This window comes from Brevibacillus schisleri (assembly GCF_055685845.1).
Genome location: NZ_JBVNDM010000001.1, coordinates 1,892,828 through 1,906,682, shown reverse-complemented (window position 1 = coordinate 1,906,682; position 13,855 = coordinate 1,892,828). Strand labels below are relative to the sequence as shown.

The following is a 13,855-nucleotide window of genomic DNA, read 5'->3' as shown; positions in this document are numbered from 1 at the left end:
GCGCCCATCGAAAATGCCGCGATCGCCATTGCCAAAATCCGGTCCGGTTCATAGAGTCCAACCGTCGGTCCAGACTAGAACAAGTGGAGGCTGCTGCGGCAGGCGTTGGCAGGGCTAATCTTTTAGAGCCCCCCTTTTCCATGACCCGTGCAGTCTGGGATGAGATCATCCGAGATTCCCTGGAGAAGCGGCCAAATGAAACGTGTGGATTGCTCTCCGGTAGAAATGGAAGTGCACAGACGGTTTGGCGAATGGAAAATACGTTGAAAAGCCCGGTCGCCTTCGCTATGGACCCCAAGCAGATTCAACACGTTTTCCACGAAATGGCGTTGCGTGGGGAGCATTTGGTCGGGATCTACCACTCCCACCCTACTGCACCTCCCATTCCGTCACCTGAAGATATTGCTTACTGTCGCTACCCGGAGGTCGCGTATCTCATCGTTTCACTCGCTTCTCCACAACCAGTTCTCGGCTGTTTTCGAATTGAGGGGTCTTTTGCTCGGATGTATCCTTATACAGTCCGTAACTAGTGATCAAATTCCTCAAAACAAAAGAACAGCGGGAATCTACTCCTGCTGTTCTTTCTGTTTTGGAAGATCGCTTTGTTCCAATGAACTGAGCAACAGCCATTCCCTTTTCTCCCAGCTGACAAAATCATCCTCCCACTTTATCTGGAAGCGGTCCTCCTCCATATGAATGACGACTCCCTTTGCCCCATCCTTTACATATACGACCAGATCGCCTACTTGTATCACCGCTTATCGCCGCCCATTACCCGAGTCTGAAGATGATTCCGTGTCCACCCTTCGGATACACCCACTTGATATTTTCATATGGGCAACCAATACGGCAGCTCCCACATTCGTGACATCCTTCGTAACCGACGTGCATCCGCACTTCTTCCCATTTGTATACTTCCGCAGGACAAAAGATGGTACAGAGCTTATCAGGGCATTGCGTCGCACAAACATCAGCAGAGAGCACATGCAGATGTGACTCCGTATCCGCTTTGAAACGCACGAGATACTGTTTCTCCTCGATTGACTGGCCCTTCGGTATATCCTGCATCACTTCATCACCCTCCACGCATTCATCAAGTCACGCGCCATTTTCCATTTGTCCTTCGCAGAGCCGAGGTCGCTCCAGATTTTCTTCTGCTTGCTCCATTTCGAGGTGCCATCAACCGTGAACATCTGACTCGCCGCTTTGTTCATCATCGGAATATACTGTTCGAAATACTGCGGGAATTTTTCAAAGTGATGCGTTGCGTCCTTGTATTTTTTCAAATCTTGACCGACAAAGCTATTCAACAGATTGATTCGGTATCCGTCGAGCATTTTTTCTGAATAGTCCCCCGCCTCTTTTGCCGCCAAGATCGTTTCCGCCGCCATGACACCAGATGCCATCGCCATATTCGATCCCTCTCGATGGATCGCATTGACGAGCTGGGCAGCATCTCCTACGACAAGGACACCATTGCCGACAATTTTGGGAATGGAACGATAGCCTCCCTCTGGAATCAGGTGCGCCAAGTATTCCTGCTGCTCACACCCTTGGATATACGGCCGAATCATCGGATGATTCTTTACATAGTCCAACAACTCATACGGCTTAATCTTGTTTTTGATCAGACCCGACAGCATCGTCCCTACCCCAATGTTCAAGCTGTCCTTATTCGTATACAACCAAGCCGTCCCCAAAATCCCTTTGGTCGAATCTCCGAAAATTTCAATCGTACAACCGTGATCGCCCTCTAGGTTAAAGCGATCCTCGATTATTTTACGATCCAGCTTCAGTACTTCCATGACAGCGAGCGCTACTTCATCTGGACGAAACTCTTTGTGGAACCCTAACGATTTCGCCAGCAAGGAGTTCACGCCGTCTGCCAGAACGACAACATCTGCGTATAAATCCCCATCCGGTCGATCTGTTTTCACACCGACTACTTTGCCATTTTCAACAATGCACTGCAAAGCCACGGTCTCATTAAGTAAAAGTGCTCCCTGCTGCACGGCTTTGTCTGCAAACCATTGGTCAAATTTCGCCCGCAGCACCGTGAAATTGTTATAAGGTTCCTGGGCCCACTCCATGCCTTTATAACTGAAATTGATGGCTGATTCCCTATCAAGCATCATGAACCGCTGTTCGACGATCGGTCTCTCAACAGGCGCCTCCTTGTAAAATTCGGGGATGATGTCTTCCATCGTTTTGCGATACAACACACCTCCCATGACGTTTTTGGAACCCGGATATTCCCCGCGCTCCATCAACAGTACATTTACACCCGCTTTGGCAAGCGTATAAGCACAAGCTGTTCCAGCCGGGCCTGCTCCGACAATGATTACATCAAATTTCTCAGCCATACGTTACCTCCTTGTCCGGCTCCTTTTGGAATGCTTCCATGAGCAATGGCACAATTTCAAAAGCATCACCGACAATACCGTAGTGACAAGCCTGGAAGATAAGTGCATTCGGGTCTTTATTGATGGCAATGATCAATCCTGAGTTACGCATGCCGACCAAATGCTGGATAGCTCCCGATATGCCGATGGCAAAATAGATTTTTGGCGTGACCGTCACTCCCGTCTGTCCGACCTGATGTTCATGACCGATCCAGCCAGCTTCCACCGCATCTCTGCTAGCCCCGACGGTTGCCCCGATTCGTTCTGCGAAGCGATGAATAAGAGCAAAGCCTTCCTTGCTTCCGAGTCCCTTACCGCCAGCGACGATCACATCTGCCTCATCCAACCGCACCTTTTCCTTCGTCTCCCGGACGATTTTCAGTACTTTTGTGCGAATGTCTTCTTCACGCAGCTCCATGGTTTCCTCGATGATCTCTCCTGTACGTGACTCGTCTGGCTCAAGCGCTTTCATGACTTTTGGGCGAACGGTCGCCATTTGCGGTCGATGTTTTTTGCACAAAATCGTCGCCATGATGTTACCACCAAACGCTGGACGGCTCGCCTCCAACAATCCTGTCTCCGCGTTCACATCGAGCATGGTCGTATCGGCGGTCAGCCCTGTCTCCAAATCCGTCGCAACAGCGCTAGCCAAATCTTTTCCCGTGGACGTCGCCCCATACAAGATAATTTCCGGCTTGTGCTTTTGGACACATTCGATGACAGCTCGCATGTAGGACTCTGTACGATACTCATGAAAAATCTTCTGATCGTATACATACACTTGATCCGCACCGAAGGGAAACGCCGTGTGGGCCAACTCCTTGACTCCATCTCCGATTAACAAGCCAGCAAGCGGCACGTCTCGCTTGTCAGCCATTTGTCTTCCCGCCCCCAACAGCTCGAGTGATACTGGGGCGATACGGCCGTCACTCACCTCTAAAAACACCCAGATGCCACGAAAATCATCCAGATTCATACCTGCTCCTCCTTCACCCGAAACAATCGCTGTTTATCGTGCAAAACTTCCATCAAGCGTGCGATTTGCTCGCTGACGCTTCCTTCGAGCATTTCGCCACCCTTTGGCTTCTCTGGGGGCCAAACTTTTGCAACGATGGTAGGAGAGCCCTTCAGACCTAACTGCGTCCGATCGATATCCCCCAAGTCATCGACGGACCAAACAACAGGATTATACCTAGCAGCTCGAAGCATGTTGGGCAGCGGAGAATACGGTACCTCATTAATCTCCTTCTCCACAGAAAACAAACAAGGCAAGGTCGACTGGATGACTTCATAACCATCCTCCAGCTTTCGATGCACGATGGCGTAACCTTGTTCTTTGTTTATCTCTACTACTTTTTTCACACACGTAAGCGGCGGAATATCCAACCGTCTGGCGACTCCTGGTCCGACTTGTCCCGTATCACCGTCGATGGTCATCTTCCCGCAAATGACGAGGTCGACTGGCTGGCTTTCTGCAATCTTCTCAATGGCTTTGGTAATCGCATAGCTGGTTGCCAATGTGTCTGCTCCGGCAAATGCACGATCCGTTACCAGATAGCCTGCGTCTGCTCCGATCTCGATGCACTTCCGAATGGCCTTCACCGCTGGCGGCGGTCCCATGGTGACGACGGAGACCACACCCCCATATCGATTTTTCAACCGAACAGCTTCTTCTACCGCATGTGCGTCATACGGGTTAAGAATAGCTGGCGCACTGGCGCGATCCATCGTATTCGTCTTCGGATTCATCTTGATGATTTTGGTGTCTGGCACCTGCTTAATGCAAGCGACAATATGCAGCATGATTGATCCCCCCTTGCTGCCGGGCGCGATTCCTATGCCTGTACAAAAGGTTGCCTTTCTTACGCGCAATCAGTTCGGGCAGCTTGTCGTTCATTGTTATAGCCTATTTCGATGCAGCCGAGCTTAGACCAGTAATCATAGAAAATCGAGTAGGAGGGAGTGACTAACTCCCGTCCTCTCACACCACCGTACGTACCGTCCGGTATACGGCGGTTCATCAAGCTTGACGAAGAACAGAATATCGTTGTACTAAACTTTTCAGCCCTTGTTGTTGCCAGTATGCAACTCCGAGGGCTTTGTGTATTTGAGGAGTCTTTGTGGAACGCCACGCACCCTTTCGGGTGTTTGCAATTTCTATTGCTTGGACGTGTGATAAACCCAGAGAACGAAGTTCTCGATATCGGGTTTTTATTCGCTTCCACTGAGACCACAAGCAAAGTCGGAGTCTACGCCGTATCCATTCTTCGATGGATTGTAGAATTTTCTTTGCATCTGCAAGGGCGAAATATCCAACCCATCCCATGAGATACTGGTTTAGCTTCCGAATCCTTTCATCCATAGAGATGCTCCATACCGGATTTGTGATGAAGCGGATTTTCTCTTTCAACTTCAGAAGTGATTTTGGATGAAGCCGAATCCTTGCTTGCTTTGCGTTAGTGAAACTGAAACCGAGGAACTTACGTTTCCAAGGTCGATCCACTGCACTTTTCTGCTCATTTACTTTTAGCTTAAGTACCTTCTCCAAGTAGTTTTGGATACTCTCTTTTACCCGTTCTCCCGCCCGCTTTGTTTTCACGTAGATGTTGCTATCGTCTGCGTATCTACAAAAGCGATGTCCTCTCTTTTCCAGCTCTTTATCCAAGTCGTCAAGCAGGATGTTCGCCAATAACGGACTAAGCGGGCCACCTTGTGGTGTGCCTTCTACTGCCGAGAGGCAGACTCCATTGATCATGATGCCTGCTTGTAAGTATGCGCGAATAAGTTTCAACAAAGCTTTGTCTTTTACTTTTCGGGCAACCCGACTCATTAAAATATCGTGATTTACCCGGTCGAAGAATTTCTCTAAGTCCATATCTACGACAAAGCGATATCCTTCGGAAATATAAGATTGTGCTTGTCTCATAGCGTCATGCGCACTGCGATTCGGTCGGAATCCGAAACTGGATTCTGAAAAGTGGGGATCGAATATGGGAGTAAGAACTTGGAGAATGGCTTGTTGGATTAAGCGATCTATCACGGTAGGAATACCTAATAACCTTACCCCTCCGTCAGTTTTCGGGATTTCGACTCTGCGGACAGGGGAAGGTTTATAGGTTCCTTTCATAATCTGTTCTTTAATGGTTAACCAGTGTTCACGGATATAATCGCGCAGTTGTTCGGTTGAAACACTGTCGATTCCCGCCGATCCTTTGTTTCTTTCCACTCTTTCGAGCGCCACTAATAGATTTTCCCGTGATAGGACTTTCTCCAACAACTCCATGACGATACCCTTTCCTTCGCACGCATCCTTCTAGTCTTGTCGGTCAATACTCAGCCCTCTCTTGTACCCTCAGGGCTTCACCCTTATTCTCCAAGAGTAGTTCCTTACGGAATTCTGCTTCACAGTTTGATCACGAAAGTGATTAGCGGATGTGTTGACTTAATGTTCAGCCCTTCCCCGTTCAAGCGTCCTATACTTGGGTACTATGGCTTCTGCTGACTTCTGCATGTTCAGCGACTCCTTACGGAGACGGTTACCAACATTTGAAGGCACTTCATGCAGACCTCCCCAGGTAAGAACGATAACTTTCATCCCATGTACCTGCCCAAGTTTACTGCTGTATTCCTTGGCTGTATAGGGCTTCGTCTTGTTCAGCAGACTCGCCCGAATACAACAGCCTCAAATTGGATTCGTGTACCTCAGGTCGGGACTTTGCCGCCGGCTTCCTCCAGATTCCACCTCACGGTAGACACCCTTGCCTTGAGCTAACGGTTGGTACAGCCAACCCCCGTTCGGGACTTACACCCTAGAGTTATCGCCCATGCTGGGCGCACCGAAAAAGACGCCAAACATCAGCTTGGCGCTGTGTGGCGTCTTTTGACTTATTCATTAATGTTTGTCAATGGAGAACTCAACCGTAGCATCCGTGAACTTCTTGGAAGCTCTTTTCAGTTTGATTTGCAAACCGATTTGCGGCAGGATTTTACCGACTTCCGGTACTTCTGGCATCGAGTAGTCATCACTATCGTCAAACTCCTTAACGCCTTTCAACGGATCGTATTTCATCGTTCCATAGATGTAATCCAGATCCATACCGGATGTGTTGTTCGGGCTAAACGCAGCATCGTTCACCTGATAGCGGGAGTCTGCGATTGCGCTTTTGTTACCCTCATCATTGTTCCAGTAACGCACTTCCTGATGGGCATCTACCACACCGAGCAAGCCGTAGCCTGGATGCTTGCTCGTATTGTTATCACGTGTTCTTTCGTAGCGACCATCAAAGTACCAGATCACCATACCTGGATCATACGTGAAGAAGGAGTCATTTCGGCGGAAGTACTTCAGTCCAGCGTCAATTCCTTCGTGAGAGCGCAGCTCAACCAAATAGTACGAATCGTACATTTTGCCTTTTCCATCGAAGTGGATGAAGCCATCCAACTTGAACTTCTTCTCACCCTCTGCATCATCCGCGAAGATAACTTGCCCATCTGCCTCTACTTCAAAGTTATCGAGATAGAAGCCGTCCAACACGTAAGCGACGTCCGTCACATAGTTAAACTCGACTTGCACTTTTTTGCCGACAAACTCATTCAGGCTAATTTCTTCTTTGTCCCAGCCTTTTGTTACATCATCGAATTTTTGCACTTCTTTTTTCTCACCTGTATCCGCATCGATTACATTGACGGAGAGGTAATCATAGCCTTCCTCAATGTTTCTCCATGAATCGAATTTCATCGTGGCGGAGCTGACCCCAGTCAAATCAATCACATCGGAAGTCATTTTGGTGTTCAATTTGTTTCCTTCATCCGAGAAGTATGCGTAGCCACCATCTTTTGGCTCAACCGGCGGTTTCTTTTCAACTTTCGGCATATTCAGCTTAACGACTTTTCCGTTTTTCTCAATGCTGCTCGCATCAATGAGCTGAACCGTTTTCTTGCGTTTTTCTACATCTTTGTAGTCCAGAACAGTCGGAGCAATCCAGTTGCCGCCAAACATTTGTTGTAGAACCATTTTGGACCAAGGATCAAGGCCTGTAGGTTCCGTTTGGAAGACCTTACCTGTATGGCTACCGGACGACATGAGGGACCAAGCACCTACTGGCGAATCTTTTCCTGCTCTTGACGTGTCATACAAGTCTGGCAAACCGAGATTGTGTCCGTATTCGTGTGTGAATACGCCTGGTGCGCCATCTTCAGGCTGGATCATGTAATCAAATGCCTTGAGGCTTGTTCCAGGGATTTCCACCGGTTTTTTCAAGGTCCAACGGTGAGACCAGATCGCATCTGGATCTTCCCCTGTCTCTTCTCCGATCCCCGCATGAACGAGCATGAGGTTGTCCAGATTGCCATCCGGCTCCATTAGGTCTCCATCACCATCGATATCATACGGATCGCGCTGATCGTACAATTCCTCTTTCCCGGCAATGGATTCCCCAACCGCCGCCAAGGTCTCGATTACCAGATCGCGCGGATTGGAATCGTCACCAGCCTTGGAGTTCCCTCCATAATACTTGTAGCCGTTCTCTGCCATTTGCCATGGCGTTACCACACCATCAACGGTCCACGTTCTTCCCGATTGCAGATAGAAGTATTTCGCCATTGTTGTCATGCCGATTCCTTCAGGAGTTTTGTACCCCTCCTGATCAAACAGCATTTCTTTGTAATGCTTTTCGTTGAAGTCTTCCGTCCAAAGCGAGTCACTCACTTTTGGTAGCTGATTATGCTCCCGGTCAGGGTACTCGACAAGAGCGACAACGATGTTATCGGTATGTAGACGTTTGGAAGCACGCACTTCATCGCCGTCTTCCATCTCAGCTACTTTCTGCACAGCATCAGCCAATGCTGCCTGCTGTCCTCTGCTCGCTTCCTTACCGTAAGAAGACGACTCATCAATGCCGTGTGGTACTTTTTTGTCTTCGAAGTACTCGAGCAACGCCTCGTCAATCTCTTCCTGATCGGCGTCTTCATCAATGATTCCTTGCTCCATTAACCCTTTAATCAGTCGATCCAGGTTAACAGTGGACAAGTCGACCTGGAAATCATGTTTGTCCTCTTTTGATTTGGCCAAACCCGTTGCAGGTGCAGCCACGAAAGTACTGAGCACGAGTGAGGAGGAAAATAAAACGGATAAGAGCTTTTGGCTTTTCTTCACTGCGGTTCACCCTCTTTTTCTATCTATTTGTGAAGCATCGGAAAATTATACCCCCAATTCCGACTGTTCTTAATTATTACGCGATACGTAATCTTTGCCAAATTTTTTCCTTCGACAAAAAAACCTTCACGTTCAAAAGAAATTGCTCAATAAGGCTATCGACCTACTTGCAACAAGTGCCGAATTTTCGGCTGATCATTTATACATAGGGTCTCTAATTGATATATGCTTGGTATGTCTACTGCCTAAAGGCCTACAAGAATTTTGTCGAATTACGTCGAGAAAACTCGATACTTTTCGATAAAATATTCCTTTCGCCCCCTCCTCTTTCTTGCAAAACACCTCGATTATCGGTACGATCGAATAAAAATGCTCGTGTTTTCCATGGAGGATTTTGATGCTACAAACATTTGGTTTTTCTCTGTATGAGAGTAAAGTTTATGAAGCGTTGGCGTCTAGCGGCGAGCCTCTCGATGCGGCAATGGTCGTGAAGCATTCGGGGGTGCCAAAGGCCAAAATTTACGAGGTGCTCAATCGTCTGGTAGAAAAGGGGATGGTCCTTGACACCATATCGGAAAAGAAGAAGCGGTATACAGCTCTTCCCCTGGACAGCCTGGTAGAAAAGCTGACCCGCCAATTTCAAACGGACGTCAAAAAATTAACCAGCTCCCTTTCTCATAAAACCGTACGTGACGACCGAGTCTGGAGCCTGAAGGTTGACGAATCGATTCGCGCAGAATGCAAACAACTGATCCAACGAGCGACTCGGTCTATTCGCATCTCCGCCTGGTCCGATGATTTTTTAGAGTATGCCTCCCTACTTGAGAGGAAAGAAAAGGAAGGCGTAGAGATCGAAGCCTTGGTGATCGGGCAGATTAACACCACGCTTTCCTGTGTTCATTCCTTTATCCCGGTGCAAGAGCATCAAGGCTTGGAGCGCTATCAGCTAATCGTAGTGGATCAAGATGAAATGATCTTTGCAGGTGAAGAGGACACAGGTTGGCATGCGATTAAGACACGCGGTCAACCGTTCGTCAAATTTTTTGCCGATTCTTTTTACCATGATGTCGCACTGACAAAAATCACCCAAAAATATGTGGATCAACTGTTTGACGATGAAGAAATCCGCAAGATGATCATCCGTCTCCGATACTGACAATCCCTGGACTTTGGCTTTTGGTTTTATTAAAAACTACAAAGTATCCAAAATAACCAATAAATATAAATAACTAAATATCATGTTAGCCATTTAAATTACGCGATTTGCTAGCGCTACTCCTATGTGCGTATTTGGAAACATCGTGATGGTTTCGGAAGAGATTTTTTTAATAAGAAGAGAAGATTTTTTTACAGAAAAGATCAGTTAACAAAGAGATTTAGCCCGAAGTCGCTGTAGTTGCTCAAAACTCGATGAGCCGGCAAATTGTGAGCGCAAAACCCCACCACAAATAGTAATAAACCCGAAATAGAGTTATTTAAAATCAATAGCATACTAGTCTTGCAACCAAGGAGCTAAAATAATAAACAATGGGTCTACTTTCGATAAGGATAGGATTAAGGAGAGAACACCATGCCACACAACATACTGCTGATTGAGGACGATTCCCAAATCGTCGAGATGCTTCGGAATCATCTGATCAAAGAAGGCTACGACGTCTTGGCAGCGTTTGATGGACTGGACGGAATTGCCCAGTTTCGGCAAAGCTACTTCGATATTGTCATTGTCGATATCATGATGCCAAAGCTGGACGGCATCGAGGTAATCAAGCGGATCCGAGAAAACAGCTCGGTGCCGATTTTGATCATGTCGGCAAAGGACAACGACGTCGATAAAGCGATCGGGCTCGGCTTCGGTGCCGACGATTACATTGCAAAGCCGTTTTCTCTCATTGAAGTGTCGGCTCGGATCAAAGCGGCGATTCGTCGTGCCACGACGTATTCGAATGCGGGAGCGGGCTCAGCAGATCAGGCATCTCCAGCTGCCAAGGTGCTGATATTCGGAGCCCTGCGTATTGATCTGGAAAATTTTTCGGTCTCGAAAAACGATGTCGATCTGAAGCTGACGGCCAAAGAATTCGAAATCCTGAAGCTGTTCGCCACGAATCCAAATCGCGTGTTTACGAAGGCGCAGCTGTACGGCTTTATTTGGAATGACGAATATTATGGGGACGAAAACGTCATTAACGTCCATATCCGCCGGTTGCGGGAAAAAATCGAAGACCAGCCATCCGCACCACGTTATATCAAGACGCTGTGGGGCATTGGCTACAAGTGGGAAGGATAATGACATGGTGATCGCGCTAGTTGTGCTGGTCGTTCTTTTGCTCGTCGTGATTGCGACTCAATACCGAACTTACCGGGCTAGAAGCTCCAGCCTGGAACTGATTCACCGCAAATTAAAGGACATTATCGAGGGTGGCACAAGCGAAAAGCTGCTTGTTTTTACGGACGATCGCGCATTGATACCGGTCTTGGTCGAAATCAATCATTTGCTGGAGCACAACCAGCAAAGAGCGGCGAATTTCCTGAAGATGGAGCAGTCGATGCGGAAAATGATCTCGAACATATCGCACGATTTGAAGACGCCACTTACCGTTGTACTTGGTTATATCGAAACGATCAATCTGGATCCGGACATGGACGCAGCGAAACAAAAGGTTCTATTGTCCAAGGTGCACGCCAAGGCCAACGAGGTGCTGCAGCTCATCCGACAGTTTTTTGATTTGGCGAGACTGGAGTCAGGGGACGAGCCGATGCCGCTTTCTCGGATCCACATGAACGATATTTGCGAAAAAAATATACTCGCATTTTATGACACGCTGACGGTCAAAGGCTTTGAGGTCGCGATCGAGATCCCGGACAAGCCAATGTATGCGTGGGGGAACGAGGAAGCGCTGGACCGCACCCTGAACAATTTGATCGCCAATGCGATTCAGCATGGCGGAGAGGCGATGGTGGTCGGATTAACATTGCGCGGAGACGACGAGTTTGTATATGTGGACGTATGGGATCGGGGCAAAGGGATCCACGAGCTGCATCAGGACCGGGTGTTCGAGCGGATGTACACGCTGGAGGACTCCCGTAACAAATCGTATCAGGGCAGCGGTCTAGGGCTGACGATTACGAAAAGGCTGATCGAAGCTCAAGGAGGGACGATCCGCATCCATAGCAAGCCGTACGAAAAAACAGTGTTTACCGTCAGACTGAAGCGAATCGCATTCGCGGCTTAAGGAATTTGTAAGAATCAGGTAAGGAAAAAGCAAAATTCGATGCTTACGATAGAGCTTGTAACGAACGAAGGGGGCATCGAACGATGACGTATATCGTAAGAACGAATCAACTGACTCGTGCTTACATGGGTAAGGAAGTTGTTTCGAACGTCAATATGAACATCAAGCAAGGCGAAATATACGGCATGCTTGGTCCAAACGGTGCGGGCAAAACAACGGTCATGAAAATGATCACGAACCTGGTGAAGCCGACGGCAGGTGAGATCGAAATTTTCGGTGAGCGGCTGACTGATACGTCGTACCGACTGCTGGGGCGGATGGGCACGATCATCGAAAACCCGATCTTTTACGAAAAGCTGACGGCCCGTGAAAACCTGGAGCTGCATTGCGAATATATGGGCTACCATGACCCAAAGGCGATTGATGAGGCGCTTGAGCTGGTCAATCTGAAAGGGATCGACAAGAAAGCGGTAAAGGAATTTTCGCTGGGGATGAAGCAACGGCTCGGCATCGCGCGGGCGATCACGACCAAGCCGGAGCTACTGATTCTCGATGAGCCGACGAATGGTCTCGATCCTGTAGGAATCAAGGGGCTTCGCGATCTGTTCAAAATGCTGTGCAAGCAATATGGGACCACGATTCTCATTTCTAGCCATATTCTTGGGGAAGTGGAGCTGGTCGCCGACACGATCGCCGTCATGAACGGCGGCAAGCTGCTGCAGGAAGTTTCGATGGACTATATCGTCAAGCAAACACAGGAGTATATCGAAATCACGACGAACGACAGTAGGAAAGCGGCCTACGTGCTTGAAAACTATTTGCAAATATCCAATGTCCGCGTCACCGACGATGGCCAAATCCGCATTTACGATAGCCGCATTCCGCAAAGCGAGCTGATGAAGACTTTGGTGCTGCACGATGTCAAGATCGAAGCGGTTCATAAGAAAAAAGGGTCGCTTGAGGATTATTTCCTGTCCATTCTGAATGGGGGTGGCGTCGGTGTTTAAGCTCATGAAGCTCGAAATGCGCAAGTTTCGGATCGGGTCTTATATTCGGGCAGCGATGATCGCCAACGTCGTGATCTTAAGTCTAATTTGCTTTATCAGCCTTGACGCGAAAATTACAGAAAAGATGCCTTTTACGAGCTACGATATGGCGTTCTCCGTCATTGATACACTCATTCGGGGAACGTACATTGTGTTCGCGTCAGTGCTTATTTCCCGGCTTGTCATTAACGAGTTCCGCAACAAATCGATCACGGTACTGTTCATGTACCCGATCAATCGCAAAAAGCTCATCGCAGCCAAGCTGCTCGTCGTCGTGCTGTTTACGCTCGTTGCGGATATTGCGGCGAACCTGTTTGTTGGTGTTGGCTTTTATGTATTCAATCTGTTCGCCTCCGTTGTTCCAGAGCCTCTCTCGTGGTCCGTTGCAACCAAATCGCTGCTTGTGGTCGTGATGAGTGCGCTGGCGACCAGCTTTTTAAGCCTGATTCCTCTGAATTTCGGCATGCGCAAACATTCAAGCGCGGCTACCATCGTGTCGTCACTCATCGTCGTGATGCTCGTCTGCCAGAACGTCAACGGCTTCACCTTATATTCCATTCTTGCAGTGCCGATTGGCCTGGCACTCCTCGGCGCGGCCGTCGCGTATATGTCGATTCGAAACATCGAGCATGTCGATGTGCTCAAGTAGCAGAACGGGAGGAGAAGATTAGGATCATGCGACAAGTATTGAAATGGAGCTTTTTGCTTTGCACCGCTTCTTTTGTCTTGAATGGACTGCTGTATGTGGGAACGGGAGACCGACATGTGCTGATCAGTATGCTAGGTGCTGTCGGATTAGCGGTCCTGTCCGCGAGCTGGTTGCTGTTCGCGAAGAAAAAGCAGTGAGCGGCAGGAGCATCAGGGTGAAATGAAACGAGGGCTATTGTAGTGGCGGAGTTACTGCAATCGAAAGAATCATGGACGTAGAGCCAAAGGTAAAGAATTGGGGTTTCTTGGAGCTGTCGCGGCGCGACAAGCTCCTTCTTTTTTTCTAGATGCTAAAAGCTCCTGTTCCCTCCATCA

14 protein-coding genes are annotated in these 13,855 nt (G+C 48.4%); 7 read left to right on the top strand and 7 right to left on the bottom strand.

What is annotated here, in order from left to right; genetic code table 11:
* Positions 1-140 precede the first annotated feature (140 nt).
* Positions 141-530: a M67 family metallopeptidase gene (locus tag ACUUHJ_RS09550; RefSeq protein ID WP_472298774.1), complete on the top strand. Its 390-nt coding sequence runs from the start codon at positions 141-143 to the stop codon at positions 528-530.
* 36 nt (positions 531-566) lie between these two features.
* Here the strand turns inward: ACUUHJ_RS09550 and ACUUHJ_RS09545 are convergent, their stop codons facing one another.
* The 7 genes from ACUUHJ_RS09545 to ACUUHJ_RS09515 form a co-directional block, all read right to left on the bottom strand.
* Positions 567-755 carry a hypothetical protein gene (locus ACUUHJ_RS09545; RefSeq protein WP_472298773.1) on the bottom strand — a complete coding sequence of 63 codons (189 nt, stop codon included), beginning with the start codon at positions 753-755 and terminating at the stop codon, positions 567-569.
* Positions 756-771: 16 nt separating this feature from the next.
* Positions 772-1,068 carry a ferredoxin family protein gene (locus ACUUHJ_RS09540; RefSeq protein WP_012685452.1) on the bottom strand — a complete coding sequence of 99 codons (297 nt, stop codon included), beginning with the start codon at positions 1,066-1,068 and terminating at the stop codon, positions 772-774.
* Positions 1,068-2,363: an FAD-dependent oxidoreductase gene (locus ACUUHJ_RS09535; RefSeq protein ID WP_472298772.1), complete on the bottom strand. Its 1,296-nt coding sequence runs from the start codon at positions 2,361-2,363 to the stop codon at positions 1,068-1,070. The genes ACUUHJ_RS09540 and ACUUHJ_RS09535 overlap by 1 nt, the downstream gene beginning before the upstream one ends.
* Positions 2,356-3,378, bottom strand: a complete 1,023-nt coding sequence (locus ACUUHJ_RS09530) for an electron transfer flavoprotein subunit alpha/FixB family protein (RefSeq protein WP_012685450.1) — start codon at positions 3,376-3,378, stop codon at positions 2,356-2,358. Before ACUUHJ_RS09530 ends, ACUUHJ_RS09535 begins: the two co-directional genes overlap by 8 nt.
* Entirely contained in the window at positions 3,375-4,205 is an 831-nt protein-coding gene (locus ACUUHJ_RS09525) for an electron transfer flavoprotein subunit beta/FixA family protein (RefSeq protein WP_142495607.1), read from the bottom strand. Before ACUUHJ_RS09525 ends, ACUUHJ_RS09530 begins: the two co-directional genes overlap by 4 nt.
* A 217-nt stretch (positions 4,206-4,422) precedes the next feature.
* Positions 4,423-5,685: a group II intron reverse transcriptase/maturase gene (gene ltrA / locus ACUUHJ_RS09520; protein ID WP_106834678.1), complete on the bottom strand. Its 1,263-nt coding sequence runs from the start codon at positions 5,683-5,685 to the stop codon at positions 4,423-4,425.
* 609 nt (positions 5,686-6,294) lie between these two features.
* Positions 6,295-8,556: an immune inhibitor A domain-containing protein gene (locus tag ACUUHJ_RS09515; RefSeq protein ID WP_472298771.1), complete on the bottom strand. Its 2,262-nt coding sequence runs from the start codon at positions 8,554-8,556 to the stop codon at positions 6,295-6,297.
* Between the two features lie 397 nt (positions 8,557-8,953).
* Here ACUUHJ_RS09515 and ACUUHJ_RS09510 point away from each other — a divergent pair, with 397 nt between their 5' ends.
* The 6 genes from ACUUHJ_RS09510 (at position 8,954) to ACUUHJ_RS09485 (ending at position 13,678) form a co-directional block, all read left to right on the top strand.
* Positions 8,954-9,712 (top strand): TrmB family transcriptional regulator, encoded by a 759-nt coding sequence (locus tag ACUUHJ_RS09510; RefSeq protein WP_289677057.1) that lies wholly within the window; start codon positions 8,954-8,956, stop codon positions 9,710-9,712.
* A 414-nt stretch (positions 9,713-10,126) separates the two neighbouring features.
* The gene (locus ACUUHJ_RS09505; RefSeq protein WP_472298770.1) at positions 10,127-10,840 is read left to right on the top strand and encodes a response regulator transcription factor; all 714 of its coding nucleotides are present in this window, start codon (positions 10,127-10,129) and stop codon (positions 10,838-10,840) included.
* A 4-nt stretch (positions 10,841-10,844) separates the two neighbouring features.
* Positions 10,845-11,786 carry a sensor histidine kinase gene (locus ACUUHJ_RS09500; protein WP_472298769.1) on the top strand — a complete coding sequence of 314 codons (942 nt, stop codon included), beginning with the start codon at positions 10,845-10,847 and terminating at the stop codon, positions 11,784-11,786.
* Positions 11,787-11,869: 83 nt separating this feature from the next.
* Positions 11,870-12,793: an ABC transporter ATP-binding protein gene (locus ACUUHJ_RS09495; RefSeq protein WP_173608570.1), complete on the top strand. Its 924-nt coding sequence runs from the start codon at positions 11,870-11,872 to the stop codon at positions 12,791-12,793.
* On the top strand, positions 12,786-13,481 hold the full coding sequence (locus tag ACUUHJ_RS09490; RefSeq protein ID WP_289677055.1) for an ABC transporter permease: 696 nt from the start codon (positions 12,786-12,788) through the stop codon (positions 13,479-13,481). The genes ACUUHJ_RS09495 and ACUUHJ_RS09490 overlap by 8 nt, the downstream gene beginning before the upstream one ends.
* A gap of 26 nt (positions 13,482-13,507) precedes the next feature.
* Entirely contained in the window at positions 13,508-13,678 is a 171-nt protein-coding gene (locus ACUUHJ_RS09485; protein ID WP_173608571.1) for a hypothetical protein, read from the top strand.
* Positions 13,679-13,855 lie beyond the last annotated feature (177 nt).

What these genes read in the sequence shown, in the direction of transcription:
- ACUUHJ_RS09550 (WP_472298774.1), top strand. Translation starts at nt 141, where the DNA reads ATGACCCGTGCAGTCTGGGATGAGATCATCCGAGATTCCCTGGAGAAG.
- ACUUHJ_RS09540 (WP_012685452.1), bottom strand. Translation starts at nt 1,068, where the DNA reads ATGCAGGATATACCGAAGGGCCAGTCAATCGAGGAGAAACAGTATCTC.
- ACUUHJ_RS09535 (WP_472298772.1), bottom strand. Translation starts at nt 2,363, where the DNA reads ATGGCTGAGAAATTTGATGTAATCATTGTCGGAGCAGGCCCGGCTGGA.
- ACUUHJ_RS09530 (WP_012685450.1), bottom strand. Translation starts at nt 3,378, where the DNA reads ATGAATCTGGATGATTTTCGTGGCATCTGGGTGTTTTTAGAGGTGAGT.
- ACUUHJ_RS09525 (WP_142495607.1), bottom strand. Translation starts at nt 4,205, where the DNA reads ATGCTGCATATTGTCGCTTGCATTAAGCAGGTGCCAGACACCAAAATC.
- ltrA (WP_106834678.1), bottom strand. Translation starts at nt 5,685, where the DNA reads ATGGAGTTGTTGGAGAAAGTCCTATCACGGGAAAATCTATTAGTGGCG.
- ACUUHJ_RS09510 (WP_289677057.1), top strand. Translation starts at nt 8,954, where the DNA reads ATGCTACAAACATTTGGTTTTTCTCTGTATGAGAGTAAAGTTTATGAA.
- ACUUHJ_RS09505 (WP_472298770.1), top strand. Translation starts at nt 10,127, where the DNA reads ATGCCACACAACATACTGCTGATTGAGGACGATTCCCAAATCGTCGAG.
- ACUUHJ_RS09500 (WP_472298769.1), top strand. Translation starts at nt 10,845, where the DNA reads ATGGTGATCGCGCTAGTTGTGCTGGTCGTTCTTTTGCTCGTCGTGATT.
- ACUUHJ_RS09495 (WP_173608570.1), top strand. Translation starts at nt 11,870, where the DNA reads ATGACGTATATCGTAAGAACGAATCAACTGACTCGTGCTTACATGGGT.
- ACUUHJ_RS09485 (WP_173608571.1), top strand. Translation starts at nt 13,508, where the DNA reads ATGCGACAAGTATTGAAATGGAGCTTTTTGCTTTGCACCGCTTCTTTT.